Source organism: Vibrio hangzhouensis (genome assembly GCF_900107935.1).
Classification (GTDB): domain Bacteria; phylum Pseudomonadota; class Gammaproteobacteria; order Enterobacterales; family Vibrionaceae; genus Vibrio; species Vibrio hangzhouensis.
In genome coordinates this window covers 18,650-30,446 of sequence record NZ_FNVG01000036.1, presented here as the reverse complement: position 1 = coordinate 30,446, position 11,797 = coordinate 18,650, and the positions used below count along the sequence as shown (strand labels likewise).

The following is an 11,797-nucleotide window of genomic DNA, read 5'->3' as shown; positions in this document are numbered from 1 at the left end:
TATGGGATACCAACCTGACGGCCTAGTAGGATGTGCTCACGAGTCTGAGGCATTGGGCCGTCAGTTGCAGCAACAACTAGGATACCACCGTCCATTTGCGCAGCACCAGTGATCATGTTTTTAACATAATCCGCGTGTCCTGGGCAGTCTACGTGTGCGTAGTGACGAGTTGGAGTGTCGTACTCAACGTGAGAAGTTGCGATTGTGATACCGCGCTCACGCTCTTCTGGAGCGTTATCGATAGATGCGAAGTCTTTCGCTTCACCGCCGTACACTTTTGCAAGAGTAGTACAGATTGCAGCTGTTAGAGTTGTTTTACCGTGGTCAACGTGGCCGATAGTACCAACGTTTACGTGCGGTTTCGTACGTTCAAATTTTTCTTTAGACATGAGTTGTCCCTCTAGGTACGGATTTAGGTGGCTTTGAAGACCACGCAACCAAAAAATCTTGGTAATAAAGCTTCTCTTAACGACTAAACATAGTTTAGGCAAAAGAAAGTATCAAAAGGAAATATTGCTTTGAGAGCTGGTGCTGATAGGCAGACTCGAACTGCCGACCTCATCCTTACCAAGGATGCGCTCTACCACCTGAGCTATATCAGCACTCTAAATGAGTTGGAGCGGGCAGCGGGAATCGAACCCGCATCATCAGCTTGGAAGGCTGAGGTAATAGCCATTATACGATGCCCGCAACACGTAACTCTGAGAGCTATTCCCTAAAGAATATGGTGGAGGGGGACGGATTCGAACCATCGAAGGCAGTGCCGTCAGATTTACAGTCTGATCCCTTTGGCCACTCGGGAACCCCTCCAAATTACTTATCACTTTCGTCATCATTGCCCTGGGCAAAGTGAAAGTGGTGCCGACTACCGGAATCGAACTGGTGACCTACTGATTACAAGTCAGTTGCTCTACCTACTGAGCTAAGTCGGCATAAGTGGAGCGCATTCTATTGAATGAATCTTGCTGATGCAACCGTTAAATTAAAAAAAAATTCGATTTTTTCCACATTCTTGCTTTTTGGCTGCTTTTTGTACACATTTCGGGGAATTAGGTGCTCTGTGTTGCATGAATTATTTGATTTATCCCGCTCTTCAGGTATGTTCAGCACTCTGTGTATGGAAACCTTCAAGTCAGGTGAGTTATGAGCCCTTTTATGTCATTCAGTCGTGAGCAGTGGTCTGCGCTTCGCAACGCTGTACCTATGACATTAACCGAAGACGATTTGAAAGAACTTCAGGGCATCAATGAAAACCTGACGATGCAGGAAGCGACCGATGTTTACTTACCGCTCTCCCGCCTGCTAAATCTATATGTGGCGGCGAGACAAAATCGCAACTCCATTTTACGAGAATTTATCGGTCAGAAAGAGCACAACCCACCCTTTATCATTGGTATCGCTGGTAGTGTGGCCGTCGGTAAGTCGACAACGGCTCGCCTGTTGAAGGCGCTGCTAAGTCGCTGGGAAAACCATCCAAAGGTAGAACTGATCACCACCGATGGTTTTTTATACCCCAACAAGGTTCTGCTGGAAAAAGGACTGATGTCGAAAAAAGGCTTCCCGGAGTCCTACGACATTCGCAGTCTGGTACAGTTTGTCTCCGATGTGAAAGCCTGCAAACGCAATGTCGTGGCCCCGGTCTATTCACACATCACCTATGACATTACCGAGGAACAAAAAGTCGTCGATCTGCCCGATGTTCTGATCATTGAGGGCTTGAATGTTCTGCAAAGTGGCATGGATTATCCCCACGACCCACATCGCGTGTTCATATCTGACTTTTTAGATTTCTCTCTTTACGTGGATGCAGAAAGCGAGCTGATCGAAAAGTGGTATGTACAGCGCTTTATGAAATTCCGTCACAGCGCCTTTACCAAACCCGGCTCTTACTTCAGTCACTACACACAACTGAGTGAGCAGGAGTCGATCCAGAAAGCCAAGACCATCTGGGCGTCGATTAACGGCATCAACCTGGCGCAAAATATTCTGCCAACCAAAGAGCGTGCTCAACTGATCCTGCAAAAAGGCATCGATCATAATGTTGAGACCGTGTATTTGAGAAAGTAGTTAGCGGGTTCTAGGCCTTGGTTCCTGGTTTCTGGGTCCTAGGTCCTCGGAACCATAAAACCTTTAATTATCCGCTTTTCTTAGCGATATTTCCCCACCGATAAACGACTCGATGCCGTTTTCAGTTTCGAGTAATACCGCGCCCGTCGCGTCGATGCCGCGTACGATGCCACGGATTTCCCGATGCCCCATGATAAGACGTACTTCTCGGTCAATAAAATTATCGTGACGATTCCAGCGCTCAACAAAGCCCTGCAACCCATGAACTTCATAGTCATTCAATGCCGCTTGCCAGGCACGAACAAACTCAACCACCAACTCGTTGCGACTAAAAGGCTGATTGGCCACAGTGCTGAGCGAGGTCCAGGGCTGATCGATGCCCTCCGTCTGTTCACTCATGTTCAGATTCATGCCCATGCCTATCACTAAGTTAGCAGCCCCGCCTGCCTGTCCGGACATTTCAACCAGAATGCCGGCCAGTTTCTGATCCTGAAAATAGAGATCGTTGGGCCATTTCAACTTCACACCTTCGATACCGAGACGTTCCAACGCTTCAACAATGGCCACTCCAACCACAAGACTAAGACCCATAGCGGCGGCCATCCCAGCTTCGAGCTTCCAGAACATAGACAGGTATAAATTACTACCAAACGGTGATATCCATTGACGACCGCGTCTGCCTCGTCCCTGCGACTGGTACTCAGAAATACACACCGCCCCAGAAGCGAGTGAGTCTTGCTTATCAAGAAGGTACTGATTGGTGGAATCAATAATAGGAATCAGCTCGAACGGCACATCCAGCTGCTGTTCCAATACCTGCTGAGATAAAAGTTCCATGGGTGCAGCAAGCTGGTAACCTTTGCCCTGTACCCGAAACACGTCCACACCCCAAGCTTGAATGCCCTTGATGTGTTTACTGACGGCTGCCCGCGAAATCCCCAGTAACTCTCCCAGGGCTTCACCTGAATGAAAGCCCCCCTGAGACAGCTCACGCAGGATAGCCAGTTTCATCTGATGTTCTTTCATACTAGTTCCTTTAAATAAACTTCCTGCTGGGCTCCCATAAATCTCACTTCATGCTCCAACTCAACATCAAATTTACTCAGCACCTGACTGCGCACATAGGACGCAAGCTTCACTACATCGTCTGCGATTGCATCTCCGGTATTCACCAGAACCAGCGCCTGCTTGGAGTGCACCATGGCTCCGCCAATACGATGCCCCTTGAGACCGCACTGATCAATGAGCCATCCCGCCGCCAGTTTCATCGCGTCTCCGGCAGGATAAGCAACCAACTGCGGGAACTGAGCCTTAAGTACCTCATACTGTGCTGTACTGATGATAGGGTTTTTGAAAAAACTCCCAGCATTGCCCATCATCACCGGATCGGGCAGTTTCTCCTGACGAACCTGAACAACTATGTCAAACACATCTCTTGGGACCGCCGACTGTTTTTCCAGTGACTGCAGAGGTCCATAGCTAAGGTTTGGCTGCCACTGTTTCTCCAGCTTGAGTCCTATGGCGGTAACGATAGCTTTGTCTTTCAATCGGTGTTTGAACACCGAATCACGATAGCCGAACTGACATTCCGCATTACTCAGACGTTTGACTTCAAAACTCTCCAGACACAAATAGTCGACGTAGTCGCACACTTGTTTCAGCTCCAGACCGTAAGCGCCAATATTTTGTATCGGCGCACTGCCCGCACAGCCTGGGATTAATGCCAGGTTTTCCAGCCCGGGGTAGCCATGCTCAACGCACCATTCCACCAGCGACGGCCAATCTTCACCTCCTGACACATGCAACAAGTGATGAGTATCTGTCTGTGAGTAGTCAATGCCTTGCAGGCTATTGACGATCACCACTCCCTGATACGCTTCGGTAAACAGCATATTGCTACCTTTACCTATCATTAGCTTGGGCAGAGATTGCCATTGAGCACTCTGATAAATAGCGATAAGGTCTTCCACGGTTTCTGCCTGCACCAAGACCTGACAGTATTGGGACAGTCCAAACGTATGAAATGGACGTAATTGAGCGTTGTTCTGAATTTGCATGGGCGTTCATTGATGACTTACACTGCCGCTATTCTATCCTTTTGAATCGAGTATTGGCTATGGATACGTTAAATTTCGGTGTGCTGGACCCCATTAAACTGCCCATCGTGAAAAAGCTCTACAAGGCACACTACCCTGCCGGCAAGCCCAAAAGTGACGAACGTATACTGACTCTCAGTAAGAATCATGCAGTTGCGGCAATTGTCCGTTTTCGCACCATCGAGCAATACCGACTGATGACGGGCATGCTGGTGATCCCGGAACATCGTGGACTGGGTCTCGGTCACCAATTGATGCAGTACTTGCAGTCTAACGAATTACAATCTGATGATTTTTGCTTTGCGCTGGCGCATCTGGAGGATTTTTATCACCAGCATGGCTTTGAAGTGATAGCAGAAGAGGCACTACCCGGCCCACTTAAGCAACTGTTTTCTCGTTATATTCATGGAGGAAAGTCACTTGTTGCAATGTGTTACATTGATCCCAGTTAAACTTATCAACGGTTTACTACCCATTTACCCCAAGAGTTTGGTAAAATTCTAGGTTCGCAATTTTGCAATGACCAAAGGTACAGTCCCTTTTATGATGGCTCTTAGGAACTCTTTTGAACAGCTTCCCTCTATCGCGCAGGATCCAGACAAACTGGATGTGTTGTATTCTGCCAAAGACTATCGCGAATATTTGATTCAGGCGATACGTGAAGCACAATCAAGAATCTACCTAGTCGCTTTGTACTTAGAAGATGATGAGGCTGGACGCCAGATCCTGACTGAACTTTATCAGGCAAAGCAGAACAATCCTCAGCTGGACATCGCCGTTTGCGTTGACTGGCATCGCGCACAACGCGGACTGATAGGTGCCGAGCATTCCGACGGCAACGCCGTGATGTATCGGGAGTTCAGAGAGAATTTCGCGCACCCCGTCCCGGTGTACGGTATTCCGGTCCGTGGTCGTGAAGTGTTCGGCGTGTTACATCTGAAAGGCTTTATCGTCGACGATAAAGTGATTTACAGTGGCGCCAGCCTGAACAATATTTATCTGAACTATCAGGATCGCTATCGCTTCGATCGCTACCATGTTCTTGATAACGCCGAGCTGGCGAACAGTATGGCACTGTTTGTGAAAAAAGAGATGATCACTAACCCAGCGGTTAACGATCTCTCGTTACCGGAAAAACCCACCACTAAGGACATAAAGACAGAAATTCGACAGCTGCGCGGGTCTTTGTCTCAGGCACGCTATGAGTTCCAGTCTCAGTCAGCCGATGAAACGCAGGTGGCAGTCACCCCCATTGTTGGCATAGGGAAACGACGCAACAAGCTGAATCAAAATATCAATCAGCTGCTGGCGAGCGCTAAAGACGAGATTTTTATCTGCACCCCCTATTTCAACTTTCCAAAGTCGGTGGCTAAAGAAATTAAGCGCGCTCTGAAACGTGGCGTGAAAGTCAGAATCGTCGTCGGAGATAAGACCGCGAATGATTTCTTTATCTCTCCGGATGAAGAGTTCAAGACCATTGGTGGTTTGCCGTATCTGTATGAAATGAATCTGAGACGTTTTGCCAAAGCTAATGAAGCCCACATTGCCAGTCGTAATCTGTGCATCCGTCTTTGGAAACACGAAGAAAACAGCTTCCACCTGAAGGGAATATGGGTCGATAAACGTTACATGCTGATCACTGGTAACAACCTCAACCCAAGGGCCTGGAGTCTGGATCTTGAGAACGCGATTTTAATTCAGGATCACTATTCTCATCTGGTCGATAAATTTGAGGCCGAAGTGGATAACATTGTTGAACACACTCAGTTGATCTGTACTTACAAGCAGCTTGAGAAGGTAGAGAATTATCCGCTGCCGGTGCAAAAGTTGCTTAAGAAAATCACGCGAGTGAGAGCAGATCGGGTGTTGAAGCAGTTGCTTTAAGAGATTGGTCCTTGGTCCTTGGTCCTTGGGATAAAATACTATCCGCAAAAAAACCAGCCTCACGGCTGGTTTTTTCACATCTAACCTAAATCAATTAAGACTTAGCTTCACGGCTTGCACGCTTACGGTCGCTTTCCGATAGGAACTTCTTACGGATACGGATGCTTTCAGGTGTTACTTCTACTAGCTCGTCATCATCGATGAACTCAAGTGCTTGCTCAAGCGTCATGATGATTGGCGGAGTAAGAACCTGTGCGTCATCAGTACCAGAGGCACGAACGTTCGTCAGCTGCTTACCTTTAAGCGGGTTAACCGTCAGGTCGTTGTCACGGCTGTGGATACCGATAACCATGCCTTCGTAAACCTCAACACCGTGACCGATAAACATACGGCCGCGCTCTTGTAGGTTAAACAGTGCGTTCGTTAGTGCTTTACCTGCACCGTTTGAAATTAGTACACCGTTGACACGCTGACCGATCTCACCGCCCTTGAATGGACCATAGTGATCGAACGTGTGGTATAGCAGACCTGAACCAGACGTTAGCGTCATGAACTCAGTTTGGAAACCGATAAGACCACGAGATGGCATCATAAAGTCCATACGAATACGGCCTTTACCATCAGGAGCCATGTCAGTTAGCTCGCCCTTACGTAGGCCGATAGCTTCCATGATGCTACCTTGGTGCTCTTCCATTACGTCGATAGTTACAGTTTCGTATGGCTCTTGCTTCTGACCATCTTCTTCTTTGATGATAACTTCAGGACGAGAAACCGCTAGCTCAAAGCCTTCACGACGCATGTTTTCGATAAGGATAGACAGGTGTAGCTCACCACGACCCGATACACGGAACTTATCTGGATCATCCAGTTGCTCAACACGCAGTGCTACGTTGTGTACCAGTTCCTTCTCAAGACGCTCAAGGATGTTACGTGAAGTCACGAACTTACCTTCTTTACCTGCGAATGGAGACGTGTTTACCTGGAACGTCATGGTTACTGTTGGTTCATCAACAGACAGCGCTGGCAGAGCTTCTACTTCACCCTGTGCACAAATTGTGTCAGAGATTTTCAGCTCACCAAGACCTGTGATTGCGATGATGTCACCCGCTGTTGCCTGCTGAACTTCGTGACGCTCAAGACCCAGGTAACCTAAAACTGTACCTACTTTACCGTTACGAGTCTTACCATCAGCACCGATTACGGTTACTTGTTGGTTCGGCTTAACCGTACCACGAGTCACACGGCCTACACCGATTACACCAACGTAAGAGCTGTAGTCTAGCTGAGAGATCTGCATTTGCAGCGCACCCTCTGGGTCAACTGCAGGCGCCTCAACGTTGTCAACGATAGCCTGGAACAATGGTTCCATGTTCTCGCCCTCTTCGCCTTCTTCAAGTGTTGCCCAGCCGTTTAGTGCTGATGCGTAAACCACTTGGAAGTCTAGCTGCTCATCCGATGCACCCAGGTTGTCGAACAGGTCAAATACCTGATCCATAACCCAGTCAGGACGAGCACCAGGACGGTCAATCTTGTTGATAACAACAATTGGCTTCAGGCCGTGAGCAAACGCTTTTTGCGTTACAAAACGTGTTTGTGGCATTGGGCCATCTACAGCGTCAACAATCAGCAGTACAGAGTCTACCATCGACATGATACGTTCTACTTCGCCACCGAAGTCCGCGTGTCCCGGAGTATCTACGATGTTGATGCGGTGATCGTTCCAGTTGATCGCAGTGTTTTTTGCAAGGATCGTGATACCACGTTCCTTTTCGATATCGTTCGAGTCCATAACTCGCTCTTCAGTTTCACCGCGAGACTCAAGAGTACCGGATTGCTGAAGTAGCTTGTCAACAAGGGTAGTTTTACCGTGGTCAACGTGCGCGATAATCGCAATGTTTCTTAACTTATCAATCTGTGGAGTTGACATAGATTTCTTTCACTCAGTCAAGAGTCGCCGCACGATAGCCGCTGACTCGATTAAAAAAACGCCCGCAATATACCAGAAATTACGAGAGTTGTGATCTTCTTCGTTGAAATCTTGCTTAAACATAGACGGTTTATGCTGGTTTTTCCGTAATACCGGCGTATTCGCGCGCAGTTTCCCTATTTTAGCGCAGCCGATTATCACTCGTGACTATATGTATTGACACACAGCTAAAAACCATGCTGAATGTATGGGCTGTTTGATTCAACTTGGTGCAAAACTGTCACAATGCACCACAATAGTGCAGACAATGATCATTTTGGTGCAAACGATTGCTCCATCTTGGCACACAAAAACACAAGTTGATGATATTTAAAGGATTAAATTTTTGGCACGGTTTTAGCTTTATTAGAATCAGCATCGATTAACGCACTTCTACCTGCAGACGTTAATCAATGCCGATTAACGCTAATCGAGTAATTAACCGCTTTAATAACACTGGAGGTTTTCCAAGATGTCAGTAGAAAATGTTCTATCGCTGATCCAAGAGAACGAAGTTAAATTCGTAGATCTACGCTTTACAGACACTAAGGGTAAAGAGCAGCACGTTTCTATCCCTGCACACCAAGTAGACGCAGACTTCTTTGAAGAAGGTAAAATGTTTGACGGTTCATCTGTTGCTGGTTGGAAAGGCATCAATGAATCAGACATGGTAATGATGCCAGACGCTTCAAGCGCGGTTCTTGACCCATTCACTGAAGATGCAACTCTGAACATTCGTTGTGACATCCTAGAACCTGCAACAATGCAAGGCTACGATCGTGACCCACGTTCAATCGCTAAGCGTGCTGAAGACTACCTACGTGCAACTGGTATCGCTGATACTGTACTTGTCGGTCCTGAGCCTGAGTTCTTCCTGTTTGACGACGTGAAATTCGCGACAGACATGTCTGGCTCTTTCTTCAAGATTGATGACATAGAAGCAGCATGGAACACAGGTTCTGACTTCGAAGGCGGTAACAAAGGTCACCGTCCAGGCGTTAAAGGTGGTTACTTCCCGGTTGCTCCAGTTGACTCTTCACAAGACATCCGTTCTGCAATGTGTCTAATCCTTGAAGAGATGGGTCAAGTTGTTGAAGCTCACCACCACGAAGTAGCGACTGCTGGTCAGAATGAAATCGCAACTCGCTTCAACACTCTGACTGCGAAAGCGGACGAAATCCAGGTTTACAAGTACGTGGTACACAACGTTGCTCACGCATTTGGTAAAACAGCGACATTCATGCCTAAGCCACTAGTAGGTGATAACGGTTCTGGTATGCACGTTCACCAATCTCTAGCGAAAGACGGTGTGAACCTGTTCGCTGGCGACAAGTACGGCGGCCTGTCTGAGATGGCACTGTACTACATCGGTGGTGTTATCAAGCACGCTAAAGCAATCAACGCATTTGCTAACGCATCAACCAACTCGTACAAGCGTCTTGTACCAGGCTTCGAAGCGCCAGTTATGCTTGCATACTCTGCACGTAACCGTTCTGCTTCTATCCGTATCCCAGTGGTACCAAGCCCGAAAGCACGTCGTATCGAGCTACGTTTCGGTGACCCATCAGCGAACCCATACCTATGCTTTGCAGCGATGCTAATGGCTGGTCTTGACGGTATCAAGAACAAGATCCACCCAGGCGAAGCAATGGATAAAGACCTTTACGATCTACCAGCTGAAGAAGCAGCAGAGATCCCAACAGTGGCTTACTCACTAAAAGAAGCGCTAGAGTGCCTAGATGCGGACCGTGAGTTCCTAACTGCTGGCGGCGTATTCTCTGACGACTTTATCGATTCTTACATCGACCTTAAGTCTCAAGACGTAGAGAAAGTAAACATGACAACTCACCCACTAGAGTTTGAATTGTACTACTCTGTATAATCTGTCGGTTTACAACCAATAGTCAGGCTCGCCTCGCAGGCGGGCCTTTTTTTTGTTCATCCCACTTCCATCGACCGATACCATTAATCGTAAGTAAAATCATATGATTAAACCAAGAGGTCGGTTGCCATGAAACTCCCCCTTATTGCTATTTTGCTCGTATTAAGCTCAGTCTTATCCGCAAGCGATGTTTACACCTGGACTGATCAGCATGGTGTGGTTCACTTCAGCGATACCGCAGGCCACCCACAAGCTGAGCGGATTGTACTCCCCAATATCACGCCATCTCAAGCTCAGACAGTACCGCTGGGGGGTACAGCAACCTCGAGCGTTGACAGTCAATCTCTGCCGACGCAGTCAGAGCTCTTAAAAGTTCAAATCATCTCTCCATTGCACGACGCAACCCTTCGCAGCAATCCGGGCTTTATCGAGGTCATCGCTCAACTGAGCGGACAGCTAGCCGTTGAACAGTCTCTGCAGTTACTGCTGGACGAAAGACCTTATGGAGCTCCGAAAGTTACCCCGCATTGGTCTCTCAAATACATTGATCGCGGAACCCACACAATATCAATCCAAGTAATGCAAAACGGCACTGTTATTGCATCATCAGAAACAATAACAGTGCATTTACATCGTGCATCGGTGCAACAGTAAGAACCATCAGCCCTTACGCTTTTACTCTAAAACAAATTGCGCCATACTTAGCATTACAGATGCACCATTTTGGTGCGCTATGAAATTTATCCGTGTGCAGTGCACTATCATTGGGCATGACAACGTTGAGCAAAAATAAGGATAGCGTGTGACAAACTGTGAGTTGACCGATGCAATACTGAACAATGTCGTAACCGCCACATTGATGCTGGATGAAGGCCTGACAGTAAAATACGCCAATCCGGCGGCAGAACAGCTGTTTTCACAGAGCTCAAAGAGACTCGTAAACAGCCACCTGACCCAATTTATCCAGCATGCTTCGCTGGACTTGGCTCTGCTAACACAACCACTGCAAAGCGGCCAGAGCATCACCGACAGTGACGTGACCTTTGTTGTCGATGGCAAACCGCTTCTGCTCGAAGTCACTGTCAGCCCACTGTCGTGGAATAAGCAACTGATGCTTCTGATTGAAATGCGCAAGATTGGTCAGCAAAAGCGCCTCACTCAGGAGCTGAATCAACATGCTCAACAACAAGCCGCTAAGTTGCTGGTACGTGGTCTGGCGCATGAGATCAAAAACCCGTTGGGCGGTCTGCGTGGTGCCGCTCAACTACTGTCTAAGATGTTGCCGGACCCGTCATTGAACGAGTACACCAACATCATCATTGAACAAGCTGACCGATTAAGAGCGCTGGTTGACCGCCTGCTTGGGCCACAGAAGCCGGGGACTAAAAAAGAAGAAAACCTGCACCTGATCCTGGAGAAAGTTCGCCAGTTGGTCGAACTCGAAGCGGGGTCTACTATCACTATTGAGCGGGACTACGACCCAAGCTTGCCGCCCATCCTGATGGACACGGATCAAATAGAGCAGGCCCTGCTTAACATCACCAGCAATGCAGCGCAGATATTGGCTCGCCAGGAAAATGGGCAGATTACCCTGCGCACCCGTACCGTTCATCAGGCCAATATACACGGTCAGCGACACAAACTGGCCGCTAGAATTGAGATCATTGATAACGGGCCCGGCATCCCCGCTGAGCTACAGGATACCCTGTTCTACCCCATGGTCAGTGGCCGGGAGGGAGGCACGGGTCTGGGATTATCAATCTCGCAAAATCTGATCGACCAACACAATGGAAAAATAGACGTAGAAAGTTGGCCCGGTCGTACCATTTTTACTATTTATCTGCCCATCTAGAAGTGGAAACCGAAAACCACAACTTGAATGAGCTTGCTGTAAGGAAGTTT

At 47.9% G+C, this 11,797-nt stretch carries 10 protein-coding genes and 4 tRNA genes; 6 read left to right on the top strand and 8 right to left on the bottom strand.

The window, feature by feature from the left end:
* The 5 genes from C4S60_RS21690 to C4S60_RS21670 form a co-directional block, all read right to left on the bottom strand.
* Window positions 1-389 (bottom strand): GTP-binding protein (locus C4S60_RS21690; protein WP_244183175.1); only part of this gene is annotated, 389 nt, incomplete at its 3' end.
* A 137-nt stretch (window positions 390-526) separates the two neighbouring features.
* Window positions 527-602 (bottom strand) — tRNA-Thr (locus tag C4S60_RS21685).
* Window positions 603-615: 13 nt separating this feature from the next.
* Window positions 616-690, bottom strand: a tRNA-Gly gene (locus C4S60_RS21680).
* 35 nt (window positions 691-725) lie between these two features.
* Window positions 726-810 (bottom strand) — tRNA-Tyr (locus C4S60_RS21675).
* A 46-nt stretch (window positions 811-856) separates the two neighbouring features.
* Window positions 857-932, bottom strand: a tRNA-Thr gene (locus tag C4S60_RS21670).
* Window positions 933-1,143: 211 nt separating this feature from the next.
* On the opposite strand from C4S60_RS21670, the gene coaA reads away from it, so the two are divergent.
* Window positions 1,144-2,067 (top strand): type I pantothenate kinase, encoded by a 924-nt coding sequence (gene coaA / locus C4S60_RS21665; protein WP_103882397.1) that lies wholly within the window; start codon window positions 1,144-1,146, stop codon window positions 2,065-2,067.
* Between the two features lie 63 nt (window positions 2,068-2,130).
* On the opposite strand, the gene birA is transcribed toward coaA, so the two are convergent.
* On the bottom strand, window positions 2,131-3,093 hold the full coding sequence (gene birA, locus C4S60_RS21660) for a bifunctional biotin--[acetyl-CoA-carboxylase] ligase/biotin operon repressor BirA (RefSeq protein WP_103882395.1): 963 nt from the start codon (window positions 3,091-3,093) through the stop codon (window positions 2,131-2,133).
* Window positions 3,090-4,124 (bottom strand): UDP-N-acetylmuramate dehydrogenase, encoded by a 1,035-nt coding sequence (gene murB / locus C4S60_RS21655; protein WP_103882393.1) that lies wholly within the window; start codon window positions 4,122-4,124, stop codon window positions 3,090-3,092. Before murB ends, birA begins: the two co-directional genes overlap by 4 nt.
* A gap of 59 nt (window positions 4,125-4,183) precedes the next feature.
* Between murB and C4S60_RS21650 the strand changes: the two genes are divergently transcribed.
* Together C4S60_RS21650 and pssA are read left to right on the top strand one after the other, a co-directional pair.
* The gene (locus C4S60_RS21650) at window positions 4,184-4,615 is read left to right on the top strand and encodes a GNAT family N-acetyltransferase (protein WP_103882391.1); all 432 of its coding nucleotides are present in this window, start codon (window positions 4,184-4,186) and stop codon (window positions 4,613-4,615) included.
* 91 nt (window positions 4,616-4,706) lie between these two features.
* Window positions 4,707-6,047 (top strand): CDP-diacylglycerol--serine O-phosphatidyltransferase, encoded by a 1,341-nt coding sequence (gene pssA, locus C4S60_RS21645; protein WP_103882399.1) that lies wholly within the window; start codon window positions 4,707-4,709, stop codon window positions 6,045-6,047.
* A gap of 94 nt (window positions 6,048-6,141) precedes the next feature.
* Here the strand turns inward: pssA and typA are convergent, their stop codons facing one another.
* Window positions 6,142-7,974 carry a translational GTPase TypA gene (gene typA / locus C4S60_RS21640; protein ID WP_006074982.1) on the bottom strand — a complete coding sequence of 611 codons (1,833 nt, stop codon included), beginning with the start codon at window positions 7,972-7,974 and terminating at the stop codon, window positions 6,142-6,144.
* A 511-nt stretch (window positions 7,975-8,485) separates the two neighbouring features.
* Between typA and glnA the strand changes: the two genes are divergently transcribed.
* The 3 genes from glnA (at window position 8,486) to glnL (ending at window position 11,747) form a co-directional block, all read left to right on the top strand.
* Window positions 8,486-9,895, top strand: coding sequence for a glutamate--ammonia ligase (gene glnA, locus C4S60_RS21635; protein WP_103882389.1), 1,410 nt, complete (start codon window positions 8,486-8,488; stop codon window positions 9,893-9,895).
* Between the two features lie 129 nt (window positions 9,896-10,024).
* Entirely contained in the window at window positions 10,025-10,549 is a 525-nt protein-coding gene (locus C4S60_RS21630) for a DUF4124 domain-containing protein (RefSeq protein WP_103882387.1), read from the top strand.
* Between the two features lie 148 nt (window positions 10,550-10,697).
* A complete protein-coding gene (gene glnL, locus C4S60_RS21625) occupies window positions 10,698-11,747 on the top strand; it encodes a nitrogen regulation protein NR(II) (RefSeq protein WP_103882385.1) in 1,050 nt (349 codons plus the stop codon).
* The last annotated feature ends 50 nt before the right edge of the window (window positions 11,748-11,797 follow it).

What these genes read in the sequence shown, in the direction of transcription:
- coaA (WP_103882397.1), top strand. Translation starts at nt 1,144, where the DNA reads ATGAGCCCTTTTATGTCATTCAGTCGTGAGCAGTGGTCTGCGCTTCGC.
- birA (WP_103882395.1), bottom strand. Translation starts at nt 3,093, where the DNA reads ATGAAAGAACATCAGATGAAACTGGCTATCCTGCGTGAGCTGTCTCAG.
- murB (WP_103882393.1), bottom strand. Translation starts at nt 4,124, where the DNA reads ATGCAAATTCAGAACAACGCTCAATTACGTCCATTTCATACGTTTGGA.
- C4S60_RS21650 (WP_103882391.1), top strand. Translation starts at nt 4,184, where the DNA reads ATGGATACGTTAAATTTCGGTGTGCTGGACCCCATTAAACTGCCCATC.
- pssA (WP_103882399.1), top strand. Translation starts at nt 4,707, where the DNA reads ATGATGGCTCTTAGGAACTCTTTTGAACAGCTTCCCTCTATCGCGCAG.
- typA (WP_006074982.1), bottom strand. Translation starts at nt 7,974, where the DNA reads ATGTCAACTCCACAGATTGATAAGTTAAGAAACATTGCGATTATCGCG.
- glnA (WP_103882389.1), top strand. Translation starts at nt 8,486, where the DNA reads ATGTCAGTAGAAAATGTTCTATCGCTGATCCAAGAGAACGAAGTTAAA.
- C4S60_RS21630 (WP_103882387.1), top strand. Translation starts at nt 10,025, where the DNA reads ATGAAACTCCCCCTTATTGCTATTTTGCTCGTATTAAGCTCAGTCTTA.